Origin of the sequence: Mesotoga sp. H07.pep.5.3, assembly GCF_002752615.1 — a bacterium.
Taxonomy (GTDB): domain Bacteria; phylum Thermotogota; class Thermotogae; order Petrotogales; family Kosmotogaceae; genus Mesotoga; species Mesotoga prima.
In genome coordinates this window covers 144,283-171,162 of the sequence record NZ_AYTV01000025.1, presented here as the reverse complement: position 1 = coordinate 171,162, position 26,880 = coordinate 144,283, and the positions used below count along the sequence as shown (strand labels likewise).

Annotated in this window: 22 protein-coding genes, 1 tRNA gene and 1 pseudogene; 16 read left to right on the top strand and 8 right to left on the bottom strand. The window is 45.9% G+C overall.

The window, feature by feature from the left end:
* Positions 1-49: 49 nt before the first annotated feature.
* Both radA and disA read left to right on the top strand, forming a co-directional pair.
* Positions 50-1,375 (top strand): DNA repair protein RadA, encoded by a 1,326-nt coding sequence (radA, locus tag V513_RS11910; protein WP_099772900.1) that lies wholly within the window; start codon positions 50-52, stop codon positions 1,373-1,375.
* Positions 1,362-2,441 (top strand): DNA integrity scanning diadenylate cyclase DisA, encoded by a 1,080-nt coding sequence (disA, locus tag V513_RS11905; RefSeq protein ID WP_099772899.1) that lies wholly within the window; start codon positions 1,362-1,364, stop codon positions 2,439-2,441. The genes radA and disA overlap by 14 nt, the downstream gene beginning before the upstream one ends.
* Here disA and V513_RS11900 read toward each other — a convergent pair.
* From V513_RS11900 to V513_RS11885, 4 genes are all read right to left on the bottom strand, one after another.
* Positions 2,422-3,708 (bottom strand): amidohydrolase, encoded by a 1,287-nt coding sequence (locus V513_RS11900; RefSeq protein WP_099772898.1) that lies wholly within the window; start codon positions 3,706-3,708, stop codon positions 2,422-2,424. The genes disA and V513_RS11900 overlap by 20 nt on opposite strands.
* Positions 3,705-4,445 carry a WecB/TagA/CpsF family glycosyltransferase gene (locus tag V513_RS11895; protein ID WP_099772897.1) on the bottom strand — a complete coding sequence of 247 codons (741 nt, stop codon included), beginning with the start codon at positions 4,443-4,445 and terminating at the stop codon, positions 3,705-3,707. The genes V513_RS11900 and V513_RS11895 overlap by 4 nt, the downstream gene beginning before the upstream one ends.
* Before the next feature lie 74 nt (positions 4,446-4,519).
* Positions 4,520-4,609 (bottom strand) — tRNA-Leu (locus tag V513_RS11890).
* Positions 4,610-4,711: 102 nt separating this feature from the next.
* The gene (locus tag V513_RS11885) at positions 4,712-5,413 is read right to left on the bottom strand and encodes a DUF3298 and DUF4163 domain-containing protein (RefSeq protein WP_099772896.1); all 702 of its coding nucleotides are present in this window, start codon (positions 5,411-5,413) and stop codon (positions 4,712-4,714) included.
* A 295-nt stretch (positions 5,414-5,708) separates the two neighbouring features.
* On the opposite strand from V513_RS11885, the gene glpX reads away from it, so the two are divergent.
* The 9 genes from glpX (at position 5,709) to V513_RS11835 (ending at position 15,834) form a co-directional block, all read left to right on the top strand.
* Positions 5,709-6,722, top strand: coding sequence for a class II fructose-bisphosphatase (glpX, locus tag V513_RS11880; protein ID WP_099772895.1), 1,014 nt, complete (start codon positions 5,709-5,711; stop codon positions 6,720-6,722).
* Between the two features lie 461 nt (positions 6,723-7,183).
* Positions 7,184-7,777, top strand: coding sequence for a type 1 glutamine amidotransferase (locus tag V513_RS11870; protein ID WP_099772893.1), 594 nt, complete (start codon positions 7,184-7,186; stop codon positions 7,775-7,777).
* Between the two features lie 14 nt (positions 7,778-7,791).
* Positions 7,792-8,622 (top strand): pyrroline-5-carboxylate reductase, encoded by an 831-nt coding sequence (gene proC, locus V513_RS11865; RefSeq protein ID WP_180274893.1) that lies wholly within the window; start codon positions 7,792-7,794, stop codon positions 8,620-8,622.
* Positions 8,606-9,847 carry a glutamate-5-semialdehyde dehydrogenase gene (locus V513_RS11860; protein ID WP_099772891.1) on the top strand — a complete coding sequence of 414 codons (1,242 nt, stop codon included), beginning with the start codon at positions 8,606-8,608 and terminating at the stop codon, positions 9,845-9,847. The genes proC and V513_RS11860 overlap by 17 nt, the downstream gene beginning before the upstream one ends.
* Positions 9,847-10,908, top strand: a complete 1,062-nt coding sequence (gene proB / locus V513_RS11855) for a glutamate 5-kinase (protein ID WP_099772890.1) — start codon at positions 9,847-9,849, stop codon at positions 10,906-10,908. The genes V513_RS11860 and proB overlap by 1 nt, the downstream gene beginning before the upstream one ends.
* Positions 10,909-11,137: 229 nt before the next feature.
* Positions 11,138-12,478: a TldD/PmbA family protein gene (locus V513_RS11850; RefSeq protein ID WP_099772889.1), complete on the top strand. Its 1,341-nt coding sequence runs from the start codon at positions 11,138-11,140 to the stop codon at positions 12,476-12,478.
* 12 nt (positions 12,479-12,490) lie between these two features.
* Entirely contained in the window at positions 12,491-13,726 is a 1,236-nt protein-coding gene (locus V513_RS11845) for a metallopeptidase TldD-related protein (protein WP_099772888.1), read from the top strand.
* Between the two features lie 81 nt (positions 13,727-13,807).
* Positions 13,808-14,389, top strand: coding sequence for a Gfo/Idh/MocA family protein (locus tag V513_RS11840; RefSeq protein ID WP_306556638.1), 582 nt, complete (start codon positions 13,808-13,810; stop codon positions 14,387-14,389).
* 1,169 nt (positions 14,390-15,558) lie between these two features.
* On the top strand, positions 15,559-15,834 hold the full coding sequence (locus tag V513_RS11835) for a hypothetical protein (protein WP_099772887.1): 276 nt from the start codon (positions 15,559-15,561) through the stop codon (positions 15,832-15,834).
* Between the two features lie 532 nt (positions 15,835-16,366).
* On the opposite strand, the gene V513_RS11830 is transcribed toward V513_RS11835, so the two are convergent.
* The 3 genes from V513_RS11830 to V513_RS11820 form a co-directional block, all read right to left on the bottom strand.
* The gene (locus V513_RS11830; RefSeq protein WP_099772886.1) at positions 16,367-16,732 is read right to left on the bottom strand and encodes a protein-export chaperone SecB; all 366 of its coding nucleotides are present in this window, start codon (positions 16,730-16,732) and stop codon (positions 16,367-16,369) included.
* A 79-nt stretch (positions 16,733-16,811) separates the two neighbouring features.
* Positions 16,812-17,243: a helix-turn-helix transcriptional regulator gene (locus V513_RS11825; protein ID WP_099772885.1), complete on the bottom strand. Its 432-nt coding sequence runs from the start codon at positions 17,241-17,243 to the stop codon at positions 16,812-16,814.
* A gap of 15 nt (positions 17,244-17,258) precedes the next feature.
* Complete coding sequence (locus V513_RS11820; protein ID WP_099772884.1) at positions 17,259-17,684, bottom strand: hypothetical protein; 426 nt, start codon at positions 17,682-17,684, stop codon at positions 17,259-17,261.
* 166 nt (positions 17,685-17,850) lie between these two features.
* On the opposite strand from V513_RS11820, the gene V513_RS14280 reads away from it, so the two are divergent.
* Together V513_RS14280 and V513_RS11810 are read left to right on the top strand one after the other, a co-directional pair.
* Positions 17,851-18,003 carry a hypothetical protein gene (locus V513_RS14280; RefSeq protein ID WP_257212103.1) on the top strand — a complete coding sequence of 51 codons (153 nt, stop codon included), beginning with the start codon at positions 17,851-17,853 and terminating at the stop codon, positions 18,001-18,003.
* 247 nt (positions 18,004-18,250) lie between these two features.
* Positions 18,251-21,850: an SIR2 family protein gene (locus V513_RS11810; protein WP_099772883.1), complete on the top strand. Its 3,600-nt coding sequence runs from the start codon at positions 18,251-18,253 to the stop codon at positions 21,848-21,850.
* A gap of 187 nt (positions 21,851-22,037) precedes the next feature.
* On the opposite strand, the pseudogene V513_RS14370 reads toward V513_RS11810, so the two are convergent.
* A pseudogene (locus tag V513_RS14370) lies at positions 22,038-22,366 on the bottom strand (M48 metallopeptidase family protein).
* Positions 22,367-22,786: 420 nt separating this feature from the next.
* Between V513_RS14370 and V513_RS11795 the strand changes: the two are divergent.
* From V513_RS11795 to V513_RS11785, 3 genes are all read left to right on the top strand, one after another.
* Complete coding sequence (locus V513_RS11795) at positions 22,787-24,415, top strand: type I restriction-modification system subunit M (RefSeq protein WP_099772881.1); 1,629 nt, start codon at positions 22,787-22,789, stop codon at positions 24,413-24,415.
* Positions 24,405-25,520, top strand: coding sequence for a PDDEXK nuclease domain-containing protein (locus V513_RS11790; protein WP_099772880.1), 1,116 nt, complete (start codon positions 24,405-24,407; stop codon positions 25,518-25,520). The genes V513_RS11795 and V513_RS11790 overlap by 11 nt, the downstream gene beginning before the upstream one ends.
* A gap of 84 nt (positions 25,521-25,604) precedes the next feature.
* Positions 25,605-26,807 (top strand): restriction endonuclease subunit S, encoded by a 1,203-nt coding sequence (locus V513_RS11785; RefSeq protein ID WP_180274892.1) that lies wholly within the window; start codon positions 25,605-25,607, stop codon positions 26,805-26,807.
* The last annotated feature ends 73 nt before the right edge of the window (positions 26,808-26,880 follow it).

Below are 26,880 nucleotides of genomic sequence, written 5' to 3'. Positions count from 1 at the left end.
TTAAAATACTAACGGAGGTGTATCTCCGTATACTACGGAGTCGTTCTAGATGAAGAAGAAAAGAAGCTATGTCTGCGATGTGTGCGGCTATGAATCGCCCGCTTGGTTTGGTCGTTGCCCTTCATGCCATGAGTGGAACACTGCCATATCGTTTGTTAGCGAAGGAGATAAGGACGAAAACACTTCTGTTGCAGATATAGAAGTAAGACCGCTTTCGCAAATTGACACGACCGAATCATCTAGAGTTGACACGAAAATTGAAGAACTCAATAGATCACTTGGAGGTGGAGTCGTTCCGGGAAGCGCGGTTCTTATCAGCGGAGAACCTGGTATAGGCAAATCGACACTCATGCTCCAGCTCTCGGCGCTGATCGCCGGAGAAAGGCCCGTCCTGTATATATCGGCAGAGGAATCTGCGCGTCAGCTAAGATTGAGAGCGGAGAGGCTCAAAATCCAAAGCAAGGAACAGATAGAAGTAGTATCGGCTACCGAGATAGACTTTCTGGGATCTTTGGCCATTGAAAAGTACGGCATGATTGTCGTCGACTCGCTGCAGACAATAAAGATGTCTTCTGTACCTTCTTTGCCTGGTTCTGTAGTGCAGGTCAGGGAGTGCGCTAACATGTTGGTTTCTCTTGCAAAATCCTCTGACATTCCCGTCCTGATTGTGTCACACATTACAAAGGGAGGTCAAATCGCTGGCCCAAAACTTGTGGAGCATCTTGTAGATACGGTGTTGTACTTCGAATCTAGTAAAACCGGCTTCAGATTCTTGAGAACCATTAAGAACAGATTTGGGCCTTCAGACGAAATTGCTGTTTTCGAAATGACTTCGGAAGGCCTCAAAGAAGTTCCCGACATCAGCAGTCTGTTTGTTGAGGACTACATTAGCGCCCCCGGAAATGTCGTTTCAGCAATCTATGAGGGTTCCCGAGCTATGTTGATAGAGGTACAGGCGCTGGTTTCAAAACCTGTTTATGGTACACCAAGGAGACTCGCCTCGGGGATACCTCTTGAAAGGCTTCTTCTTGTGACCGCGGTGTTGACAAAAAGAGCGGGAATTCCTCTTGACAGCCTAGATCTCTATATGAACGTGGCGGGAGGACTGCAGATAGAAGATACTGGCGTCGATCTGGCGATCGCAGCTGCTTTGATTTCATCTTATACAGATACTTCAATACCCGAAGGTGTAGTTTTCTTCGGTGAGATTGGTCTTGATGGTACCGTGCGCTCGGTTTCTTCTACGGAGAAAAGAATCGAGAGGGCGAAAAAATCATCCTTCATGAGTATAGTTGCACCGGAAGGAAGAAATGGTATAAAAGATGTAAAGCAACTCTTAAAATTCATCGGAGGTATGAAGAGTGGAAAGGAGTGAACTGATAGAAAAAATCAAGAAAATTGCCCCGGGAACGCCCCTCCGTCACGCTCTTGATGATATTCAGGATGCCAACGTCGGCGGATTGCTGTTTTTTGTTGACGACTACAAGAAATACAGTCATTTAATGCAGATAGGATTCCTTCTAAACTGTCAGTTCAATCCGAACAAACTCTATGAACTGGCAAAGATGGACGGGGCCATTGTCGTCGATGACGACCTTACTACAATCGTTGGCGCAAATGTCCAGTTGATACCCGATCACACGATTCCTACAAATCAGACTGGGATGAGACACCGGGCTGCAGAGAGGATGGCTAAAGAAACAGGTAGGATGCTTGTTGCAATTTCGAAGAGAAGAAATACGATGACGATCTTTCTGGGGGACTTCGCCTACACTCTGAACAATGTGGAGACTCTCACTTCTAAGATCACTCAGACGATAAGAACGGCCGAGAAGTACAAAGAGGCATTCATCGAGGCTTTACAGGGTATAGAGTTCATGGAACGGGCCGGGTCTCTTACTCTTTACGACGTTGTGAAGACAATCCAGAAAGGACTCATGGTTGCTCTTATCTGTGAGGAAGCGGAATTCACGATAGCCGAGCTGGGCAACCACGGAAGATTTCCTTCAATGCAGCTTGCGGAGATCCTCGTCAATGTTAATGAGGAGATCGAGAGCCTAATCCTAGACTTCTACGAAGAGTTACTGGATCAAGATAGCCTGGAGGAAATCTTCGACAAGATGAGGAGTCTCGGAGAGAAGGAGATAAGCAGTTTCGGAGTGATATTGAGAAATCTGGGTTACGATATAAATACCGCTTCTCAAGCGGTTGAATACTTCATCCGGTCGAGGGGTATACGTTTTGCCAGACACATTCCCAGAATTCCTTTGCAGGTTGCCATCAATTTGGGCAAGGAGTTTGGCACATTTTCGAATCTCCTTGAAAGCAGCGAAGACGAGCTCAAAGATGTCGACGGAATCGGCGAAAAACGGGCCTCAGCAATAAGACATGCTATAGATGTCTACAAAAAATCGGGAGAAATCACAGTTCCAGGCTTCTAAGCTGCTTCGATATTTCCCTAAGCTCCTTCCTCGAGATCCGTTGAGGCACTCCCTTGTCAAAAATCAACTCTCCGGAATTCCAGACTTTCTCAAACGATGTATCGAAAGAGGACTTGAGAACCAGCTGAAGGGTTATCGGCAAATTCATATCGAACTTCTCTAAATCAAGCGATGATTTCGCCAGAACAAGATCTGCTGAGTAACCCTCTTTGAGTACTCCAGAATGTTTCCCAAAAAACCTCTGAAAGAGTTTGTAATTATTGTCAAATAGCGTCTTCCTTATCTCGTAGTCGATAACTGAATTGCCAAAACCTCTATGGCAACGTTCAGTGAGAATTATCTCTTTTGCTTCCCCAAGGATGTCCGGCCCGAGAAATCCCGTGCCGAGGCAGACCTGCATACCTCGACCTAGCAAATCTGAGATATTCGGCTGAAAGGTCCCGGCATACATTTCCGATCTCAAAGACTTTGTGACGAAGATTCTTCGAGAAGAGATTATGTCCATATCTGTCTCACTGAGGTTTCCACCGTAGACAACACCACATTCGGGGATCAATATTCCATGCTTCATAAGCCTTTCTACGAGGCTTTCTCCCCACCTGAAGAGACAAACTTCATTCTCCCGCTTCATGTCGAAGATGAGCAGATTCAGATTCATCCCCTTCTCATAAAGACCTCGTAGCTTGTGAATAGATTCCTCTCCAAAGGTTGCAAGATTGCTAACATAAAGCATCGGACAGAACGAGGAGTCTCTGGTGACGTTTTCCCAACGACCACCGATCTCGTCCAGCGTGTCTTCAGTCAGAACCGGTCCGACCGCAAGATAGACACCGTACTTCGCAGCAATCTCCCTATATAGCTCCGGATCTACATCGGGATGATCAACAACCGGACCGCTCATGGCAACTGAACCGCTTCTAATTGCCTTCATTACGGCTAACTCAGCCGAAAGTCGAACCAGTTCGGAATTCACCTCTTTCCTTCCCGAATCAAGTAAGCCACCGAAAAAATCGATCTCAGTTCTCTCGCCTTTCAGGACTCTGACTGGGTATGGGGAAATGCTGGAATAGATACTGTAATGAGCATTGAAAAATGAGGGCAACAGAATGCCTTTTTCGCCATCGACTATCTCTTCATCTTCCTGGATGCTGTATTCTCTTCTTGGGCCAACGAAAGTGATTTCCCCGTCCTCAAATCTAACCAAAGCATCATCCACAAGAGGGTTCTTTAGATCATTTGTGAATGCCAAAACGTTAGTTACGATCATCTGGAACCACCTCTTCTTGATTCTAAATAAGATCTGATAACGTAAGTCTCGAAACTAAAGAGCTTGGGAATAATTTTGAGCCGCTTTCCAGGTTCTCGAACCACTCTGTAAAGCCATTCAAGGCCGGCTCGTTGCATCCATAAAGGAGCCCTCTTAAGATTGCCAGAAACGACGTCAAAAGACCCGCCGACACCCATCAATATCTTTGCCTGGAGTCTCTCAGCATTCTCTGCAATCCAAAGTTCCTGTCTTGGAACACCCATGCCGACAAACAAAATATCTGCAGATGAAGCGTTTATTTTCGAAACGATTGTATCATTTTCTTCTTGCGTGAAGAAGCCACTGTGATACCCGACGATGTCAATTAGTGGAAATCTTTGTTTTAGTTTTTCGGTTGTCTTTGTTACAACAGTCTCTTTAGATCCCAGAAGAAATATGCTCAATCCCTTTTCAGCGGAGAGTTCACAGAGCTTAAGCATCAAATCGATGCCCGGAACTCTTTCAAGGTTCCTTTTGGAAATTAGCTTAATTGCTTTCAGTACACCGCTTCCGTCAGGAACGACGTAATTCACTTTGTGTAGAGCCCTGCAATACTCCTCGTTGTGTATGTATTCGTAAGCAATCAAAGCGTTTATAGTAAGGACGTGTGATCTAACTCCCGATTGTGTTCGCTGAATGAGTTCATTTGCTACAGAAACTAGATCCTTCTCTTCCAGTTCGAAATCTAAGAATCTCAAACGAACACCTCCACATTTCATTAAAACACGAAGAGCCACATTTTCAACGAAAAGAGGAAGGCTTAGCCTTCCTCTGGTGCCGAGGGCGGGAATCGAACCCGCACGGGGCTCTCAACCCCAGCGGATTTTGAGTCCGCCGCGTCTGCCAGTTCCACCACCTCGGCCAGCAATAAAACTTTACCATCAAAGGTTATCAGTGTCAACGAGTTTCTTTCGGATATGCCACCAGTCAGAACGGTCGGCTTTACAGCAGCCAGAACGCTTTCCTATTGTTTCAACAATTCGCCCAGCGAGAAACAAAACTCCGGCATTCCTGCTGCCCAAGGACCTATCTCGTATGGCTGGAAGTATACGCATAGTCTTCCTGCCTTCAGGTAGAAACCCTGGTCAGTTGTGACCCCCTTGAAATATTCCGGCCACAGGTCTTCTCGCTTTCCAATCTCTCCTGTTATTAGTTCATTCAGTCTGTCTTCAGCGGCCCCACTGTCCAAAACACTGTGAAGGGCAACAAGGCGGCATCTGTCAACAGAGATGTTATAAGTTCTTCTGGAAGCCCCCGGGTGGGCCCCGCCTGTGTACTCGCTGAAGATCATGTCGATGCTAAGAATGCCATCGCTGAGATAAGCCTCATATAAGACATATATGCTGAATTTTCGGAATGGCCATTCGGAAGTTTTCGATTCTTCGTAAGCGGCCTGGGCCATTTCTTCGATCTGAGTTCTATAATCCGTAATCTCAGACTCAATAGTTGCGTTAAGATAGTCTTCAAAAGGCTTGTCTTTCAAACCGCTTATTGAAGGAATCTGAATATTTATTTCGCACATTTCAGAGTCTTCGACAATGTTTTTCCCAAGAACGGATATCATGTTTCCATTGGAAAGAAAGATCTGTTCAGGAAGATCCTCGGTATAAGAAAACGCAACGGCAAGAGCGAACACCAAGTAGACTGCAATCAACAATCTTCGCATAGAAACCCCTCCTTTTAACGTTCATTCATATTGTAAATACTACAAAGGACAGAATAAGCATCTTCATAGAAGAATAATACCACCGAGCTGCCGCTGGGTGAGCCAAAAAAGATTGTGCAATTCTTTCTCTGATACTAATCACATCATTTTACTCAAAATGAATCAAGTAAATGGGTCTTGTGCGATTCTGTCATTGATTTCAGAGGTTCGCCATTTTCAGAGCGACTGGGTTGTTTGGAGAAGTAAGGCAGAAAAACGGTATGCCGGTGATATGATTTGTCAGGGGGTGATAGATTTGATTCCAGAGATAACCCTGGACATGGTTAGGGTAACCGAAGCGGCGGCCCTGTTTTCGAGTGTCTTCCTGGGGCGAGGTAACAAAGAAGCTGTGGATCAAAGAGCCGTTGATGCCATGAGAGGAATTCTTGATCTGCTGGACATGAAGGGTACAGTCGTTATCGGAGAGGGAGAAAAGGATCAGGCTCCGATGTTGGCTGCGGGAGAGCACGTGGGTAAGTGGAACGAAGATGATCCCGAGGTTCTTATCGCTGTCGATCCAGTCGATGGGACCAGACTAGTTGCAAATGGCCGATCGAACGCGTTGAGCGTTATTGCTGCGACTGAAGACGGAAAGATCGCTCCTCTCCCAACTTACTACGTAGACAAACTGGCCGTCGGGAAAGAACTTGCAGGGAATCTGGATATTGAAGCTACCCCGCGGGAAAACCTTCGTATTGCAGCCGCCATTCTTGGTGTTAATGTATCGGAGCTCACAGTAACGATACTAGACCGAGAGAGAAACCATCCGCTCGTGGAAGCAGTTAGAACGGTTGGTGCCAGAATCAGGCTTATAAACGACGGGGATATTGCTGCCGCTATCGCTACCGCTCTTCCGGATGGAGGAACAGAAATCTACATGGGAATAGGAGGATCGCCTGAAGCAGTTCTTGCAGCCGCCGCACTTCAGTGCATGGGAGGCGAAATTCAGGTGAAGTGCTGGCCAAGAGACAAAGACGAAATTGAAAAAGTAGAAAAATCCTCTTTTGAACTCCACAGAGTTTACGGGACAAAGGATCTCATAGATGGCGAAGAAGTAGTTTTCAGTGCGACCGGGATCACTGATGGCTCTTTCCTGAAGGGAGTCCGGTTCACTCACAGTCAAGCAATTACTGATTCAATAGCAATGAGATCGAGCACGAGAACAGTAAGAAGGATAAGGGCTTATCATGAGATAGCCTACAAAACCATAACGACGAAGTCTGGGGGAGAGGTCTCCATATTTAACAGCCTGCTTGGGAAGAGAGCATGAAAGGCTGACAAATAAAACCCTTGATGATTTGGGATTTTTGACTAATAGATCCCACAGCGCTTTGAAAGCTCTAGATTCATTGCTGTCACTGGAAGTGCCTGATTAAGAAAGCCACGCCGTTTATTCCGGGGCGTTATCAGGCTAAGAAAATGTGCGGCAGGAGAAGCATGGAGTTCCAACTTTTCATCAATTAAGTGTCTTTCAGCGTATCGAAATTGAATCATGCACGTTTCCACCCAAAAATCTTACCGGAAACTGCAAAGAGCGGATATCGGATCCCGAAAAGTGAGCGAGAGGTTCTTATCCATATATTTGAATAGTCAATCCTAAAAAACCTGATCTTTTAGAGCTTCCAATAAAAGTCATAATTGAAGATCTTTTGCCACAAATGTTGTTGCTCTTCCGATAAGGTCTACTGCTTTTCAGGTGCTATAATAAGCCAAAACAACGGAGGCATTTCTGTGATCTGCATTCTGCAAAACGACAGTGATTTTTACAAAGAAATCTCCCCTGTTGAAAAGGCCCTGGATAACACGGGGTATGAGTCTTCGACATGGAGAACCTTTCTTGACGGGTTTCCTGAAGACGAGTTGAGCTGTGACGGATTGGTAATAACTGGTGGTTTCTCTATGAGCAACTACTTCGAAGGAAAAACTCTATCTCCTGGAGGAAACTTCGTTCATAGGTTTGGGGGGCCAATTCTGGGTATTTGCCTGGGAATGCAGATTCTGGCCAGGATCGGTGGTGAGTCACTGGTCGTATCTAAAGAGCTGGGAGTTTCAAAGATAAGACTGGACGCTTCACATGAACTTTTTTCGGGAATTGAAAGTGAAGTTAGCACCTATCAGAGACACAATTATGGTCTGCCTTATGTACCTTATGGCTACAGGCAGATTGCATGGGGAGATGAAACTTTCATTCAAGGAATATCTTCTACAGATGGTTTGAGATTCGGTATACAGTTTCATCCAGAGGAAATTGAGCTTGGTTCTGACGAGCAGCTGCAAAGAATCTTTGCCAATTTTTGCCGGATCGTCAGCTTTCACAAGCGATGACTCAGGAGGGGAATATGAGAGTAGGGATTATCGGTGTAGGAAACATAGGTGGAATCTTCGCCGACAGGCTTCTCGGAGAGCTTGAGGGTCTCGAGAAGCTGTACTTGATGGACAGAAATCAGGAAAGGCTTTCAAATTATTCTGGCGAAACTGAGAGAGTGGTTATCGCGAAGACTCCCGGTGAAGTCCTGGAGAATTGCACCCACGTAATAATTTCGGTGAAACCTCAGGACTGTATGGAGTTATTTGCGGAAGTCATAAACGGTAAGAACTCCTCTCCAGTCATTATCAGCACAATTACTGGAATTGAGATAGCTTTGATTTCGAGGAAGACGGGCTTGGAAAAGATTGCCCGAATTATGCCAAACGTTCCAAGCGCAATAGGACGGGGCGTCACGGGATTCGTTTGCTCAAGTTCACTTACAGGAAGTGAGAAAAAAGAAGTCGAGAGAATCCTTCGCACAATGGGTGAGATTGTGGAAGTCAGGGAGAAAGACCTCTCTGCTGTTACCGCTCTAAGTGGTAGTGGCCCGGCCTTCGTGTTTGTGATTGTTGAGTCATTGATTGATGTGGGCCTAAAAATGGGTCTCTCTTATGACGTTGCCAGAGAGCTTATTCTCGGCACTCTTGGAGGTTCGGTCGAGTTGCTTAAGGTGAAGGGAAATCACCCTGGCGAGTTCCGTCATCTCGTAACCTCACCCGGAGGCACGACTATCGAAGGAATCTATTCTTTGGAGAGAGAAGGATTGAGAGGCACGATAATGAAGGCTCTCTTTGACACCTATTTGAGAGCTGAAGAGATCAACTCCGAGCTGGAGGTGACACATAATGGATCTTCTGAATAAGGGAGAGAGAGTTAAGACCGCTTCGAGAAAGCTCAGGTTGCTGAGCACCAATGAGAAGAATGAAGCGATCATGTTGATCTCCGGAGAACTCGAAGCTCAGAAAGGAGAGATCCTTCGGGCCAATTCCATTGACGTTGAAAACTCGAGAAAGAAGGGAATGAAGGAGTCTCTCATTGACAGACTAGCTCTTTCCGAAGAACGAATTGCTATGATGGTTAAATCATGCGAGAATGTTGCCTCTCTGCCTGATCCGGTTGGCGAAATAGAAAGCGCTTGGATTCAGAAAGACGGGCTGCTTATTTCCAAAGAGAGAGTTCCGATTGGGGCAATCGGTATGATATATGAGTCGAGGCCGAATGTCACCGTCGACGCTTCCATACTCGCCATAAAATCCGGCAATTCGGTCCTTCTAAAAGGAGGGAGCGACGCTATTAACTCCAACAAGGCAATAGTTTCCGCAATTAAGACTGCCCTAGCTTTGGCCGGTCTTCCCGATAGTTCGGTGGAACTCGTTGAAGATACTTCTCATGAAGCTGTGCAAGAGATGCTGAAAATGAATCAATATCTATCTTTGATAATACCCAGGGGCGGCGCGGGACTGATAAAGTTCGTGGTCAACAATTCAAGAATACCCGTAATAGAGACTGGAACTGGTAACTGCCACATCTTCGTGGACTACAATGCAGATCTTAATAAAGCGGTGGAAATAGTTGACAATGCGAAGACACAGAGACCAGGAACGTGCAACGCCGTTGAAACATTGCTTGTTCACAGGGACATAGCTGCAGAGTTCATTCCAAGAGTCTCCGAAGTTCTCTCTAAAAAAGGAGTGGAGCTGAGGGGCTGTGATGAATCAACCAAATACTGGAAGATGATTTCTGCCACCGATGAGGATTTCGCCACTGAGTTTCTTGATCTGGTGCTTGCCATAAAGGTAGTTAAAGACGTGGATGAAGCGATTATGCATATTGAGAAATACTCATCGGGGCACTCCGAAGCAATCTTGACCAATGACTACGCTAATTCCAGAAAATTCTTGAAAGACGTGGATTCCGCAGCCGTTTACGTTAACGCTTCAACAAGGTTTACCGATGGCGGAGAATTTGGTTTTGGCAGTGAAATAGGCATAAGCACACAGAAGCTGCACGCAAGAGGACCTTTTGGTCTTAAGGAGCTAACAAGTTACAAGTATACGATACTTGGGAATAATCAGGTGAGAAAGTGATGTCTAGAGTGGTCCTGAAAGCTGGTTCCAACTTGCTTGTAAAGAGTAACGGAGAAATCGATAAGAAATATGTGACTGAGCTTGCGAGAGAGATCTCTTTGCTGAAATCGTCAGGCAGCCAGGTTGTCTTAGTGTCTTCGGGAGCCAGAGCGGCTGGCTTTGGTTATCTGGAGGGAAAAAAGTCGAATGGCGATCTTTACATGAAGCAAGCCCTTTGCGCCGCAGGGCAGGTCCAGCTGATGAAGCTGTATGAGACGGTTTTCGATCTCTTTGGAGAGAGAATCGCACAGATTCTAGTTAACAGAGACGATTTTGGAGACAGAAAGAGATTTCTCAATCTCAGAAATACTCTTATAGGGCTTCTTGAACTCGGTCTTGTTCCTATAGTGAACGAAAACGACACAACCTCCACCGAAGAGATCATGTTCGGGGACAACGACATTCTCGCTTCAATGTTTGCTATCGGATGGCAGGCTAACCTGTTGATACTCATGTCAACTATAGATGGAATCGTCGATGAGGAAGGAAAAGTGATTCGGGAATTTGACCCATCGAAGAGACTCAAGAACATAGAGAATAATTCCTGGGGTACAGGCGGAATAGATACAAAGATAAGGGCTGCACGCGCCGCGTCTGCAAGTGGCATTAGAAGTTGTATTTGTAATGGAAGGGATTTCCGAAAGATAGAGGAATTTGTTCAGGGAAAGGATGTCGGAACAATCTTCTCCCCAATAGAATCTCCCGGCGCCCGCAAGACGTGGATTGGCTTTCTTTCAACTCCGAGAGGAAAGATCACAGTAAATCGAGGAGCCGAAGGGGCTATTGCTCGAGGGAAAAGTCTTTTGGCGGTAGGCGTAGAAGATGTTTCTGGAGAGTTCTCTGAAGGTGATGTAGTAAGTATTTGCTCAGTCGAGGGAAAGGAAGTCGCGAGGGGAATCTCTAATTTCAGTGCTTCAGAAGTCCAGAAAATCAAGGGAGTGAGGAGCGATAGGATTTCCTCTGTCCTGGGCCATGATTGTGCAAAGGTAGTGGTTCACATCGATAATTCCTATCGTATTTAACACGTTAATAAAAGACCTCGCTTCGTAAGATGTCGAATCGTCAAATACTACATGAAATTTGTGGAATTGCGAACGCAGCCACAATTTAGCAGAGACTATGGATAAGAACCAGGTCAAACGAGATCTGAATTGTGTCTTCCTTAGTTAAAGCCTACCACGGTAATCTCCGCCCTGATGTCTAAAGATCTCGTAGTATACTTTTCGAAGGAGGACACGTTGGAGGTGAAATATGTATAGTTTCCCGGACCTTTTGTACTCGGATGTCAGAATCGAGGATGTTTCGAAAAGCGATATTGTGGTGACACTTGGAAGAACAGACAATATGAAAGAGCAGAGGTACTCGGCGGCTTTCATCAGGGTGTTTGATGGAGAGAGATGGTACTTCAGCGCGACGACAGATCTTGATTCAATTCAGGACGAACTTGACAGGTTGGCTTCTCTTGCAAAGAAGAATCGCTCCATTGAAGAACATGGAGTGGTACGGAAACTCCAGGCAAACAAAGGGTCGTACTTGAGATTCGATGGAGACTCAAACGTTTTTAAAGCCTCTCTCAATGAGAAATACGATATTCTTTCAAGTTACTTCCCCCATGTCGAAAAGAGCGAACTCGTGAAGTTCTGGAGAGGTCAGTATATAGATCAGAGAGTTGGCAAGAGGTTCTTTTCGAGCAAGGGGGCGAATCTGGAATTCGATTACCAACGAGTAGGTTTCAGACTGCTTTTCCAGATGGCCAAAGATGAAGAGCAGTTCATGGAAAGATATGATCTTGCCGGTAACGAGCTTGATTCTATAAAGGGACTTCATGAAGAAGTGAGAAAGACTGTTGAGACCTCTGAAGATTTCATAAGAAATGCAAGACCGGTTGTTTCGGGCAGTTATCCGGTTATTCTCTCTCCAGAAGCTGCCGGTGTCTTTGCGCATGAGAGTTTTGGACACAAGAGCGAGGCGGATTTCATGATCGGAGACAAGACAATGATGGAAGAATGGAAAATTGGCAGAAGAGTGGGAAGCGAAATTCTTTCTATTGTCGACGATGGGAATAAGCCAGGTGTCGGGAATGTCATTTTTGATGACGAGGGAACAAAGGCAGAAGAAACCTATTTGGTGAGAGAGGGTCTTCTATCTGGACGGTTGCACAGTGCAGAAACTGCGGCAGCTTTAGGCGAAGAACTGACGGGAAATGCCAGAGCTGTGAATTTCGAGTATGAACCAATTGTGAGAATGACCACCACTTTTGTTACGCCTGGTGAATTATCCTTTGATGAGCTTCTTTCCGGCATAAAAGAAGGCGTCTACGTTGATTCTCTCAACCACGGCTCCGGGATGTCGACCTTCACGCTCGCTCCATGCAGAGCATACATGATCAGAAACGGAAAGATTGCAGAGCCGGTCAAGATCTCTGTGGTGACGGGAAGTGTTTTCCAAACCCTTAACGAGATCGAGGGACTGACCGAGGAGTTCAAGCTTCTATCGTTTGCGCTTGGAGGGTGTGGGAAGATGGAGCAATATGCCCTTCCCGTTGGATTCGGGGGACCATACGTCCGTGTCCGCTCGTTGAGTGTTCACTAGGAGGTGCTGGATATGACGAAAGAAAGATATGTCGTTCATTATACAGAAAATGCAGTAAAGATAGTTCAAACACAGGTCAGTTCTGTAAGGAAGAAAGACATTCTTCGCACGTCGATTCGACTTTACGATGGCAAGTCAATGGGGGTTGCCGGTGCGCTTGGAGAGTGTAATGAAGAAGAACTCGTGGCAAAGGCAAAAGAATCGTTGAAGCTTGCGATTCCTTATCCCTACGAGGCTTCTAGAGAGCTCGTGAGAGAAGAACGCCACCAGTCAGATCTCCAGGGTGAAGAAGAATTGCTGGAAGCTACAGAAGAAATTCTCGAGAAACTGAGAAGAGACCAACCTCATTTTAGTTTTAGCCACTTGTTCAAATCTGCGAGAGTCGAGTCTTCCATGCAGAACGATCTCGGTCTTGACTTGAAATCATCTCGCGAATCCATAAGTCTCGAACTAGTAATAAAGGACAAGAAATCATCGAACATCATCGATGCGATGACGGGATACGAAGGAAGGAAGTTCCATAAAGACTCCTTTATCGAGTTGACTAATATGATTTGTGATGCATACATGAACCAGCTGCCTGAATTAGAAGAAGGAGTTTATCCGGTGGTCTTTGGGTCGAATGATGTGACGTACTACAAGAAACTCTACGAGTCTCTAAACGGTATGCTTTTCGGCTCGGGTGGATCCCTTCTTTCGGGGAAGATCGGCAAAAAAGTCTTCTCCGACAAAGTCACTCTTTTCCAGACGCGCAATGTGGAAGATGGTTTCTTCGAGCCGTTCTTCGATAAGGAAGGAACCGTGAACGACTCCGATAGATTTGCGTTAATAGAGGACGGAGTAGTAATCTCTCCATATACAGATAAGAAAACCGCTGCCACTTTCAATCTTACCCATACCGGTTCTGCAGGAGGAGAGTACGATGGCCTGCCTGAGTTAGGGATGCCGATGCTCAAATTCGCAGAATCGCACAAGACCGCAAAGCAACTTCTTGACGGTCAGAAGGCCATATTCATTTTAATTGCGAGCGGAGGTGACTTCACTCAGGACGGTCGATTCGCGACCCCAGCTCAATTGGCCTTTCTCTTTGATGGAGACAGATTTATTGGAAGGCTTCCCGAACTGAGCATAAGTTCACACATCTTCGACATGCTGGGCAAGGACTTCCGTGGCGTTTCAAGTGAAGACTTTCTTGGAATTGAGAACACGAAGCTTACGATCATGGACATGAATGTGGAGAAGCTCTAGATTTCCGTTCCACGAATACCATGAACCTGTATTCTTCAAACAACTGGCTTGACATCTTGACATAACGGAAAATCCCGGGAGATACGGTGTGCACTCTATAGCGATACTTGGAGCGGGGATGATGGGAAAGTCCAAGCGGGGGGCCACTGGGCCATCGATAAAAGAAATCCCCTCTGGATAGTCGATCCAATCGAAAGCAGGGCGAAAGCGATCTCCGAAAAATACGGAGCAACCGTCGCCAGCTTTGAGGAGATTCTGGAAAACAGCAGTGTAGACATTGTAGATATCTGCACCCCGACATTCACGCACAGGGAACTTGCCGTCAGGGCGCTCAAGGCCGGCAAGCACGTCTTCTGCGAAAAGCCCGTGGCGCTAACTCTTGAAGACGCAAGGGCAATGGACAGGGCGGCCAAAAAGAACGGGAGGAAATTCATGGTGGGCCACGTCGTACGCTTCTTTCAGCAGTATATAAGAGTGAAGGAACTAGCTGCCGCCGGAGACGTGGGTGAAATCGTCATGGCAAGGCTTTACAGGGGAGGTTCATTTCCCTCTCACGGTATAGACAACTGGTTCGCCGATATTACAAAGAGCGGGGGCGTCTTCGTAGATCTCTCCATACACGATTTCGACTTTCTTAGAAAACGCCGCTTTTGGTCATGCTGAATTTGTTTCAGCATCTCGCTCCTAAGAACCGCTGTACGCTTAGGAACAAGAATCCGCTGTATGCCGATGAAAACCGCGTTGCTCGTCAACGGTCCACGGTCCTCCGAGAGGATCAAAACCTAGATCCCGAAACAAGTTCGGGATGACACAGTGAGAAACTTCCCAAAGCCGATGTCGGGATAACTTCCTCAGTTGCATTGAAACCCTGAATTGATTGCCGGTTCTCTTCACGAGATCCCATACCCTGTAATCGATACCCTGCCCTTCGCGTCATGCTGAACTCGTTTCAGCATCTCGACCTAAGAACCGCTGTACGCTAAAGAACGAAGACCCGCTGTACGCCGTGAAAAACCGCGTTGTCCGTCAACGGTCCACGGTCCTCCGAGAGGATCAAAACCTAGATCCCGAAACAAGTTCGGGATGACACAGTGAGAAACTTCCCAAAGCCTATGTCGGGATAACTTCCCCAGTTGCATTGAAACCCTGAATTGATTGCCGGTTCTGTTCACGAGACCCTATAGCCTGTAATCGATACCCTGCCCTTCGCGTCATGCTCGTTTCAGCACCTCGCTCTAAGAACCGCTGCGCGCTTAGGAACAAGAATCCCCTGATCGCCAATGAGATTACAGCGTAGGGTTATTTTCAAAACGCCGCATCCCGTCTGAACTTGTTTCAGCATCTCGCGCTAAGAACCGCTGTGCGCTGAAAGATCAAAAACGGATCCCGAAACAAGTTCGGGATGACACAGTGAGAAACTTCCCAAAGCCTATGTCGGGATAACTTCCTCAGTTGCATTGAAACCCTGAATTGATAGCCGGTTCTCTTCACGAGATCCCATACCCTGTAATCGATACCAGCCCTTCGCGTCATCTGAACTTGTTTCAGCATCTCGCTCCTAAAAACCGCTGTGCGTTTAGGAACAAGAATCCCCTAATCGCTGGAGGAGCCGCTTCGTAGGAACCGCTTTTTGCTGGCCGCTGTGAAGTACGTTCTCACTTCGTCACTGAAGTGCTCCTGTTCAGGGATCCCGCTCTTGCCAGACTCTAGATTCCACAACCCAAGACCCGGCTCTTCAAATCTCTAAGCAATCTCTAAGCGGCTTTTAAGCGGGCTCCAAGAAACGGGCCGTAGACTGAGAATGTACCAAAAATCATGTGGAGGTGTAAGAGATGAAAAAGATAGTGTTAATTACGATAACGGTTCTTCTGATCGGTGGAATGACATTGGCAGTAGGCTACGGAACGAAGACGATGCAGAGAGTTCAGGACCCTACAACCTGTGAGAACTTCGTAGATGCAGACGGCGACGGAATAAATGACAACTGCCCGAATGACGGTGTAAGAGAACTGAAGAATGCCCAGGACGGAACAGGCTACAGGCACGGAGCCTCTGGCGAAAAGGGACCGGGACTCGGCAAAGGATTCGGAAAAGCAGCACAGCTGTAAGAGATAAAACCCCTACTCAATCAAGTCAAGGGCCCAAAAGGGCCCTTGTTCTTATAATGAATACAGTCAACTTTGACAGCACGAATCCTGAAACGCGCTAAAGAAGAGCAAAATTGAAAGTAAATCCAGACGTACCACCGCATTTCAAATGACAACGTGCTTAATCCGTCAAATATCTTTATGATCCCAGACGCGAATCAGGCTTTTCTTTTGCGGACCCTGTTTATTGTTCTCTCTTTAGAAAACAAAATTCCTCCGAAAAGAGAATTTTTTGCGGAGGTGCCTCGGGCGCCGGGGGTTGATTTTCAATGTCCATTTGTTCTGTTGAAAGACGGTCTCAAGAAGTCGAATCCCGTAATTACAGCAATTGTCATAGGATTTCTACGCTGATTTCGAGCGGTTTTCTCCGGGAAGCCTCGCGTAAGCGGCCGCTTTCTTCAAAACAAATATCCTCTGGCCATATCATATGATCACTCGAGATGTTCGATGAAAGTGAGGTAAACAATGTGATCTCAAAAGAGCTCTAATCAGACTATTCGCTGTTCTTTTCTCTTTTCTCTGACAAGGCGGTCTTTGAGAGTGACTGAGGCACGTTGATCAAAGGTATTCTGATAGGAGGATTCATTCCAGCCTGTGAAGTGAAAGAGATAATCGCGGCCCTAAGAAGAGGGATCAGAGTGGCGGTCCCGCTAATCATGCAGAAGTCTTCGAATGTTTTATCTTCCATATTCCCTGGAGCTTCAAACCTGCCCTTGATTGTTGCATCAAGCTTCAAAGCCATCTTTCTTCCGCTCCGACCCCTGACTTTGACTGAGAGAGACAACAGACCAAGGAGACAACCGTTATCGGCACGCCAATATTCAAGCTCTGGATCATCCAGGTCCAGCGAAACTGACATGTTTTTGATTCCCTCCTGGAGAGTAAACGAAAAATCAGAAATTCTGTGTGCCAAGAAACGAAACTCAGCATACACTGGCTCAGGCACTATTCTTCATCCCTTTGATGCTTTGATTGCCAACGTACTCCCATATTGAGACTCGCCCTTCTGAAGAATCTGTAACCGAAGTACCGTCTTTGAAGTCAATCTCAAAAGATACACGACCTCCGAGTTTATTGACAACGTCAAAAAGCTTTCTTAATGTGAAGTTATAGTCGCCACTTTCGATTTTCGAGACCATTGCCTGGCTGCACTCTAGTTTTTCTGCCAGCTCCTTTTGTGAAAGGGAGTTATCCGCCCGATAGTTAATAAGAGCTGCAGAAATATCCGTCATGACTCCAATCAATTTCAATTCAAATCTCGTATCATCGTCTGCCGACTCTAACAGCAGTTCGCTATCTCTCTTGAATGGAGGCTCTGGATTTTCAGTAACCATCCTTTTATTACCGTCGCCTACGCCCCATGAAAACATAAGTATCTACACCTCCTAAAACTTGCATACATTAAATCCCCGCCCGGTCCATTTACAAATCCTCGACTTCAGTCTCTCGATCGCCTTCTCATACTTTTCATCGGACTCATCGAAGAAGACAAGATAAACGATAACCTTCTTATCATTGAAGAAGCAGAAAAGAATCCTTGCGTTTTCCGGATCATTCCTCTTTGTCTCTGTAAGATGAAGAGAATATATCGAATAATTGGTCTTCGTACGTCTTAAAATCTCCAGGCGGGAAGATCTTCGCGATTTTGCAAGTTCCGTTTTCACATAATTCTCCCCCGCCTTTTCCAGCAGCTCGGTGAACAAAAACCTTTTCTTTATTAGATCCTTCTTTCTGGAGGGATTCTTTTCTACGTACTTGTCAAATTCCCTCTGCATTTTTTCGTCGGATAAGACATCGATCTTTCTCTCCATCTTACCTCCATTTATAACTTATAAGTTATATTATTGTAAGAACGATCCGTAACGATTATTACGAAGGAGTGATAATATGTCGTGAATAAAAGAGTTACTATCCCTAATCACAATCTTCGCAAGTTATGTCGAATCTCCCGGCAACGGACCAGAGAAGAAAGAGAAAGTGAAGCAGATGATAAAGGACGCGCTTCCAGATGAACAATGGAAGATCGATCCCGAATTCTTCGACTTCATCCTGGATGTCCTGATAGACCTCGTCGTCATGTTCCTGAACAGAGGCCTTTGGAAGACAGCGACGAAGGTGCTGGTTAAGTAATAGCTATTTGCAGATAGCGATTGAGAAACACAATGTTTCTAGGCGACTCGAAAACAAACAAACCCAGTGTATCTCACCTTCTTTTTTGGCCCGGCTTCAGAGCCGGGTCTTTTTTAAACAATCGAAAAAAAGCGCTTAATTTTGTTTTCAATGTAAACTCTTCTATAATCATTTTGGATCAGCCATTTTCTGATTGCAGACAATAGGGCTAATCGTAGCAAAGGACATTCGATGTGGGAAGGGCAGTATGTATATTACTAGACACGTGAATATTCCTGACGAAATTTTGCGCGCTCGCGAAGATGGAAAGCTTGTTGTCTTTGCTGGAGCCGGAGTGTCAATGGGTCCCCCATCGTGTCTTCCCAATTTTCCACAACTAGTTAAGCAAATTGCTGAACAGTGTGCCGAGGTTTTCAACGAGAGAAAACATCCAGCTTTTGATGAATACCTAGGTGAACTGGACATCAAATACGGTAAGGTGAATGAAAGAGTAAGAGCCATAATCGGTCGACCAGATTCGTCTCCCAATATCCTTCATAGAGACATTTCACAGTTATTCACAGCTGACAATCTAAGAATAGTGACAACGAATTTTGACAGGCACTTTTCAACCGCAATTGAAAAACTGAAAGCAGAAGGCCATTTTGACATGTTGCCCAATGAATTCTCCGCTCCTGCACTGCCTAGGGGCAACAAATTCAAGGGGGTGGTCTACCTGCACGGAAATATCGCCCAGGATGCGGAAGAACTTATCGTAACTGACACTGACTTCGGAAGAGCATATCTTTCAGAGGGGTGGGCCTCTGATTTTGTTCGTACTCTATACGGCTCTGATTACACCATCTTGTTTATAGGCTATTCTCATTCAGACCCAATGCTAAAGTACCTTGCAAGGGGTCTGAGGATTCGGAAAAACAACAAATTTTCATTCGTGTCTGGCAAAGAGATTAGGAAAGGTAAAGATGCATTTTGGAGCAGCCTCGGGGTTGGAGTTATTTCTTTCCCTACGTCAAAGAAGAAGAACAAGGGCGAATTCTTCAGGTTGGAAGAAGCAGTCTCCGAGCTGGCAAGGCAGTTCAACATGGGTTTCCTTGACCACACTAACAGGATACAGTCCATCGCTAAAGCTAAGCCTCCTATCAGAAATGAGGAAAGCGACTATATTCAGTATATCCTGACTAGAGTGGATCTCGCTAAGCAGTTCTGCAGCGAAGCACTCAGCTATGATTGGCTTGAATGGGCAAGTATAAATGGAATTCTTGACAGCCTATTCTCGTCAAAGAGCACTGAATTGACTGAGATCGAGAGAGCACTTTCAAACTGGCTTGCAGAGATTGCTTCTCAAGACACTTCTCTGAAGACGATTAAGCTTATTGCCTCGCAAAGGAAGGATATTCATCCTGAAGTAGTTTACTATCTCGTTCGGGCTCTTGTCCACAAAGAAATGCCGAAGAATGCTGAGAACGACTGTATACTTTCAGAATGGCTGATGCTTATCCTTGATAACAGCAGGTCGAGAATTGTCTACCCTCTAGAGTGGGTAATTGATATGCTAGAGAAAAAGTTCAGTGCTTTGAACAAATCACTCGTGCTTACTGTCGCGGACTTCCTGTTTCGTTTTGTTGATAATAGACAGTCGTCAGTATTCGAAAATCTTGTTCTCCACGACGTGAAACCATTGGCAGACGAGAATACGATTAAAGAATTCTGGCAACGCATACTTAAACCAAGACTGGCGGAGCTATCTGGCGATTTGCTAGAACTACTTACTCATAAATTCGTTAGCATCTTCAAGAAGCTGAAAGCCACCGGGAGCGCAGACGAGAACTGGGATCACTTCAGCGTAATGAGAAGCAGTATCGAAAAACAAGAGAGTGTTAGAGAAGAGTCGATCGATCTTCTCATAGACATTTTAAGAGAAGCAATTGACTTTCAGATAATGGACTCCGATTCCGATCGTTTGTTACACTATAACAATTGGAAGCACTCTAAAATGCCTTTGCTTGAAAGGTTATTCCTATACTGCGTTAAGAAGGACGATTATTACTCAAACGATGAAAAGGTAAACATCATTCTTAAGAGTGATTGGCTATTTAAGAGTTTTCTGGAAGTAGAAGTGCAAGCAATTTTAACTGAGAGTTCCGAGTTATCGCACAACACCGTACTGAGCCTGGAAGCATGCTTTGCTGACAAAGAGAAAGAGATTAGAGCCCTGGATGATGGGGAGAAGAAGAGAGTATTCTATCGTGAACTCTACAATCGCCTACTATGGACAAAAGAATCTAAGAATAGCACGGATTATGTGAATAACACCGTAACGCGTATTGAAGAACAATATGGCTTCAAGCCTTCGACAGAAGTTCTAAAACGGGGTGTTAGAAGCTATCCTGTTACCTTCGTATCGCCCAAGTCAGTAGATGAGCTGAGAAGAATGCCTTTTCCTGAACTTATAGAGCTTATGAACAGATTCGCAGCACCTGTTCATAAGCAAGAAGAAGATAGAGTACTCGAATACAGTAACTACGCAATCCTAAATCAAGTAACAGAAATTGTTTCGACAGACTGGAAATATGCTGAATCATTGCTAGAGTATCTGAATCAATCAGAGCTAAACAAGTCCTTGTGGCACGCGCTTTCGTATGGGCTAACAAAAGCAAAGAAAGAGTCTGTCCACTGGGATTCTGTTATAGAGCAGCTATCGTCGACACGAGACAAGGATGAAATAATTGCTGAGATTGCTATGATACTTGAATCCTTTCCTAGAGAAGACCTGACTATCAGCTCTTCACTTCTGCAAAAGGGTATAGATCTTGCCATCTACTGCTTCAAGAGGTTGAGAAATAATGAAAAGTCAGTACTTCTAACAGAAGAGAAAAAGCCCGAATGGCTTATGCGGGCAATAAATCAACCTTCAGGAAGACTGGCAATGTTCATGATAATTGTTCTTTATAATGCTGTGAAAAGTAATTATAAAGATAAAGAACTTCGATACAAGATTATTGAGTTTCTGGAGCTCATTCTTTCCGGAAAGACATTCAGCGATGGAATAGGGAGGACCATTATCGCAAGCCAGTTGCATGTTTTATTCTATATTGATCAGGATTGGTGCAAGAGGAAAGTGGTGACTGCATTCGATTGGAATAAACCGAAACGAGCATTACAAGCGTGGTGTGGCTTTTTAGGCTGGTGCAACTATAATATACCCATACTTGGGGGGATTCTGAAGTACATAAAACAAACTATAGAGAAGATCGATTTAATTAATGAAAGATATACTCCGAGGTTCTATGCCCTCTTGTCAGATGTATTGTTTTTCTTGCTCGATGGAGAAGATAGAAATAGCTTTCTGAGGTTCGTTATAGCCGCAGGAAACCAAGCGCTGCTGGAAGGGGTTCACAGGAGTATTAAGGCCAGAATGAAGGATCTCGGAGAAGAGAAAGCACTCGAAGCATGGAGTAACTGGATTAGGGAGTACGTGAGAGATAGGGCAAATGGAGAATATGCCAAGAATTTTTCCTTTGAAGAAGCTAGCATAACCATTGATATGCTTTCAGAGCACAAAGATTTGTTCATAGAAGGCGCCGGGTACTTAGCGGAAGCGTTAGGGACGAAGGGCAATCAAGACAACTGGTGGATGCCCAAATTCTTGAATAATAATGAGCTATGTGAAAAAAACGCCGATCTATGTGCCGAGCTACTATCAAAATGGCTAAAGACAAAAAAACAAGTCTACTTAACACAGAATTGCAGAGCTTCTGTCGATAGCGTAATAGAAAGATGTAAAGACGAGGGTCTGAAAAGGTCTTTGATAGAAGAGTGTATCAGGCTGAGAATTCGCGATTATTAGGTCTAGCAATACCAAGAAACGGGACTATACTGAGGCCGGGAAACACATCCGGGGTTGGTAGCCTACTACTACTCGGGTGTCAACTAGTTTTTCTTCTAGCATTGATGATGTGTCACAAAACACAGAATTTCTCATACATGAAGGGAGTGTTGTTTGTGCAGTGTTTTTTGCTAAACAATTCTGAGATCTACCAAGTTTCATTACTTAGTCGCATTACTGACGTATTTGCCCCGATTGTAGCTAGTTGGCTCCCGACTTGAGTATAGTTCTCTCGATCTCCCAGAACAACCTCATAGTCAAGGATTCTCTTTCGCTCTTTCCAGCTAGGCATATGTGTGCTGAAGAAGTCGTAGAATTCTCTACTGTGCCCCGCGTAGATGAAGTGCACAGGTTCATGGAGTATACGAATTCTATACAGGGCTGGTTGGCTTTGTGGAGGCAGTAGTTCAGCGCAATGATTCCCTTCTTTCTGTTGCAGCTTCCCCATAGTGCTTTCGTCTTTCTAACCTTTATCAACTAGACCATGGAACCTAGAAAACTGATTTCTGCATCCATACTACCAACTCACGAGTGTTTTGTGAGCGTCTCACCACTTCTGGAGCAGGAATTAGCGTGTTCCCTTCAGCGAAAGCTACTTGGAACGAAAGACGCGTCAGAATACCCTAAAGAAAGAATGCGTAAGACCTTTCTGTATGGCAGAAGTCTCCATCTATCCCTGCTAGAATGTAAAGTTGCATTTGGTTTTCTTTGTAACAATGAATATAATAGTGAACAGACGCTATCTGATCAGCTCTGCAACTCTGTGCTCAATCTTCTGGCAGTTACGTCCATTATTCATTATCGCAAGAAGCAGCCGAATAGACATACTTTATAAATATTGAAAAGACTCAGATGGCCACAGAGAAGACCTACTACAGCTCAGGGAGAGATGAAGGCATGGCAAAGAAGAACGAAAACGGAGCAAATCTCGGTTTTGAAGAAAAACTCTGGCAGGCAGCCGACAAGCTGAGAGGCAACATGGACGCGGCGGAATACAAACATGTGGTGCTCGGCCTTATATTCCTCAAATACATCTCCGATGCTTTTGAAGAAAAGTATGCCGACCTCAAAGCGAGAGAAGAAACGGACTTCACCGACCCCGAAGACCCCGACGAGTACCTTGCCGATAACATCTTCTGGGTGCCTGCGAAGGCCAGATGGTCAAATATAAAGACCTCGGCCAAGAAGCCCGAGATAGGAAGGATTATCGACGAAGCGATGGAGGCTCTCGAGAAGGAGAACGATACGCTGGCCGGAGTCCTGACGAAGGATTACTCCAGGGAATCGCTCGACAAAAGGCGGCTCGGCGAACTAATAGACCTAATAAGCACGATAGGTTTGGGTGACAAAGAGAGCCAGAGCAAAGACGTGCTCGGGCGGGTATATGAATACTTCCTCGGGAAATTCGCCGATGCCGAAGGAAAGAACGGCGGGCAGTTTTACACTGCAAAGTGCATTGTCGAACTCCTTGTTGAAATGATCGAACCGTATAAGGGCAGAATCCTCGACCCGTGCTGCGGCTCTGGCGGAATGTTCGTGCAGAGCGAGAAATTCATACAATCACATGGAGGGAGAAGAACCGACGTCTCTATATACGGTCAGGAGTCGAACAGCACGACCGTTAAGCTTGCAAAGATGAACATGGCGATCAGACAGATAGACGCTAAAATCGAATATGGCGACTCCTTCCACAACGACAAGTTCAAAGATCTACGCGTAGATTACCTTCTGGCTAATCCTCCCTTCAACGACAGCGACTGGGGCGGCAACTCTCTTAGGGACGACGCCAGATGGAAGTTTGGCATCCCCCCTGCGGGAAATGCCAACTACGCCTGGATACAACATTTCATAAGCCATCTCGCACCAAACGGAATCGCGGGCTTCGTAATGGCTAACGGCTCGCTGTCTTCAAATCAATCAGGAGAAGGCGAGATAAGAAAAAACATAATCGAAGCAGATCTCGTTGACTGCATAGTTGCCCTTCCCAGCCAACTTTTCTACAACACGATGATCCCCGTTTGCCTCTGGTTCGTCTCCCGGGACAGACAGAACAACAAGTTCAGAGATAGAAGGGGAGAGACGCTCTTCATAGATGCAAGAAAGCTTGGCGTAATGATTGATCGTAAACATAAGACGTTGACGGAAGAGGATATAAAGAGAATCGCGGACACCTATCACACCTGGCGCGGGGAGATGGCTTCGATGGAGACCGGCCAGACGCTTCTTGCCGCCGAGCAATCGACGATAGAGAACTACCTGAAGGAATCCGGCGAGAGAGAAGAGTCTGAAGGTTACGAAGACATCCCCGGCTTCTGTAAAACGGCAATGATTGATGAGATAAGAAAGAACGGCTATATCCTGACCCCTGGCCGTTACGTAGGCATGGAAGAGATCGAGGACGATGGCATTCCGTTTGAGGAAAAGATGGCCGAACTTTCAGCCACCCTCTACGAGCAGTTCGCCGAAGCTGCCCGGCTCGAAGCCGCTATCAAAAAGAACCTGGAGGGCTTGGGCTATGGCCAATAACCACGAAGGCTTCAACTTCAGCACCCTGGTCACTGCTATTCACCAGGTAGACGAAAACATGGCTGCGCAGGCCGGGCGGGCGGTCAATGTCAGCCTGACCCTTCGAAACTGGATGATCGGCGCCTATATTGACAAATATGAACTGAACGGTTCGGACCGGGCGGATTACGGTGATAAACTCCTTTCAGAACTGGCAAAGCGGCTGACAGGCATCAATGTGAGTAATTGCAATCGCCGCCAGCTCTATCGTTACCTACGTTTTTACCGGCTTTATCCTCAAATTGTGGGGACACTGTCCGCACAATTGAAAACTTTGCTGCCTGCGGACTTACATGGAATTGAAAAAGTGGGGACACCGTCCCCACAATTGAAAATCCCACCGGAAAAACTCGTATATCGGCTTTCATACAGCCATCTGGAATTGATCGTGGATCTTGACGATCCTCTCAAACGGACCTTTTACGAGATCGAGTGCATCCGGGGAAACTGGTCGGTGCGGGAGCTCAAACGGCAGATCGGCAGCCTCTACTATGAGCGTTCCGGGTTATCGGAAAACAAAGAAAAACTGGCAGAACTGGTCCAATCAGGGACGGAAAAGAGCGAACCGAAACTGGCTGTCCGCGATCCCTATGTTTTTGAGTTTCTCGGGATAAAGTCCTGTGAGGCCATGAAGGAGTCCGATCTGGAGGATCAGCTCCTGAATAAACTACAGGATTTCCTTTTGGAGCTTGGCCACGGATTCTGCTTTGAAGCCCGCCAGAAGCGGATCCTGATCGGTGATACACACGGTTTCGTTGACCTGGTTTTCTACCACCGCATCCTTAAATGCCATGTGCTGGTGGAGTTGAAGGTCGAGTCCTTTAACCACGAAAATCTCGGACAGCTCAACACCTATGTGAGCTGGTACCGGAAAAACATGATGGCCGACGGAGACAAGCCGCCCGTGGGCATTCTGCTCTGCACGCAAAAAGACCATGCCCTGGTGGAATACGCCCTGGCAGGTATGGACAACCACCTGTTCGTCTCCAAGTACCAGCTCGAACTGCCCCGCAAGGAAGAAATACAGAAATTTCTGGAAGAGAAGATGCGGGAGGTGGGGGAATGAAAAGAGCAGACACGCTCTACGAGCAGTTAACCGATGCCGACCGGCTCGAAGCTGTCATCAAAAAGAATTTGGAGGCCCTGGGCTATGGGGGCTGAGTGGAGAGAAACAACCGTAGGAGAGTTTTCCCCTTTTGCTTACGGGAAGAATCTTCCTGAGAAAAAGAGAGAGAATGGTCCCTATCGCGTTTATGGTTCAAACGGTCCCGTTGGTTTCCACAATAAACCTTTGGTCGAAGAGTCTGGAATTGTAATTGGCCGAAAAGGTACCGTTGGAGCCGTCCATTATACGGCACAACCTTTCTGGCCGATTGATACGACATTTTATGTCAGCAGGGCAAACCACAGGGATTTACGATACACTTATTACTTGCTTAAGTCCCTTGGACTTGAAAACATGAATTCAGACAGTGCAGTACCTGGTTTAAGCAGGGATGCTGCACATGCACGGAAGATACTTGTTCCTGAACTGCACGAACAACGTGCCATAGCCCATATTCTCGGGTCGCTGGACGACAAGATCGAATTGAACCACCGGATGAACCAGACGCTGGAGGCGATGGCCCGGGCCATCTTCAAGCACTGGTTTATAGACTTCGAATTCCCTAATGACAACGGCGAGCCTTACAAATCCTCGGGCGGCGAAATGATTGACTCCCCCCTCGGCCCTATTCCTAAAGGATGGAGAATTGTCAAAATTAAGTCACTTGGGAATATCGTTTGCGGCAAGACACCCCCGAAGAAGCAAAGAGTATTCTATGAGAATGCCAGTATTCCTTTCATTAAGATTCCCGATATGCACAATCAGGTATTTGCTGTCAATAGCAACGATACGCTGTCTTGCGAAGCTATCAACATTATGAGAAAGAAGCTACTACCTGCCAATTCCATCTGCGTTAGTTGCATCGCTACAGTTGGTGAAGTAGTAATCACTTCAAGAGAATCTTTTACGAATCAGCAGATTAACAGTATTGTTCCGAGGAAAAAATACCTAGTTTACTACACATATTTCATGATGAAAGAACTTCAGAATACTCTGGTTCAAATGGCAAGCGGTGGCTCAGCCACACTGAATTTGAACACCAAGGAGTTTTCAAATACTAGCATCATTTTTCCTTCGGAGTCGACAATTTTTAGATTCCATGAAACGGTTGAATGCCTTTTTCAGAGAATCCTTCTTAATCAGACTGAGATAAACGCATTGGCTTCATTAAGAGATATTCTCCTCCCGAAACTCATGTCAGGAGAAATCAGAGTTCCTGTCTCCGAGAAAGAAGACGATCAATTGTAGAGGCGGAAAGTCATTCGCCGATGTGAGAAGCGGTAATAGCGAAGGATATGGGGTGATTCCAGTGCCAAAGGCA

Bases quoted from the DNA above. Each gene is read 5' to 3' on its own strand.
- V513_RS11785 (WP_180274892.1), top strand. From the start codon at position 25,605: ATGGGGGCTGAGTGGAGAGAAACAACCGTAGGAGAGTTTTCCCCTTTT.
- radA (WP_099772900.1), top strand. From the start codon at position 50: ATGAAGAAGAAAAGAAGCTATGTCTGCGATGTGTGCGGCTATGAATCG.
- V513_RS11885 (WP_099772896.1), bottom strand. From the start codon at position 5,413: ATGCGAAGATTGTTGATTGCAGTCTACTTGGTGTTCGCTCTTGCCGTT.
- proC (WP_180274893.1), top strand. From the start codon at position 7,792: ATGAGAGTAGGGATTATCGGTGTAGGAAACATAGGTGGAATCTTCGCC.
- V513_RS11790 (WP_099772880.1), top strand. From the start codon at position 24,405: ATGGCCAATAACCACGAAGGCTTCAACTTCAGCACCCTGGTCACTGCT.
- V513_RS11900 (WP_099772898.1), bottom strand. From the start codon at position 3,708: ATGATCGTAACTAACGTTTTGGCATTCACAAATGATCTAAAGAACCCT.
- proB (WP_099772890.1), top strand. From the start codon at position 9,847: ATGTCTAGAGTGGTCCTGAAAGCTGGTTCCAACTTGCTTGTAAAGAGT.
- V513_RS11820 (WP_099772884.1), bottom strand. From the start codon at position 17,684: ATGGAGAGAAAGATCGATGTCTTATCCGACGAAAAAATGCAGAGGGAA.
- V513_RS11810 (WP_099772883.1), top strand. From the start codon at position 18,251: ATGTATATTACTAGACACGTGAATATTCCTGACGAAATTTTGCGCGCT.
- V513_RS11795 (WP_099772881.1), top strand. From the start codon at position 22,787: ATGGCAAAGAAGAACGAAAACGGAGCAAATCTCGGTTTTGAAGAAAAA.
- V513_RS11835 (WP_099772887.1), top strand. From the start codon at position 15,559: ATGAAAAAGATAGTGTTAATTACGATAACGGTTCTTCTGATCGGTGGA.
- V513_RS11850 (WP_099772889.1), top strand. From the start codon at position 11,138: ATGTATAGTTTCCCGGACCTTTTGTACTCGGATGTCAGAATCGAGGAT.
- V513_RS11825 (WP_099772885.1), bottom strand. From the start codon at position 17,243: ATGTTTTCATGGGGCGTAGGCGACGGTAATAAAAGGATGGTTACTGAA.
- V513_RS11845 (WP_099772888.1), top strand. From the start codon at position 12,491: ATGACGAAAGAAAGATATGTCGTTCATTATACAGAAAATGCAGTAAAG.
- V513_RS11830 (WP_099772886.1), bottom strand. From the start codon at position 16,732: ATGTCAGTTTCGCTGGACCTGGATGATCCAGAGCTTGAATATTGGCGT.
- V513_RS11860 (WP_099772891.1), top strand. From the start codon at position 8,606: ATGGATCTTCTGAATAAGGGAGAGAGAGTTAAGACCGCTTCGAGAAAG.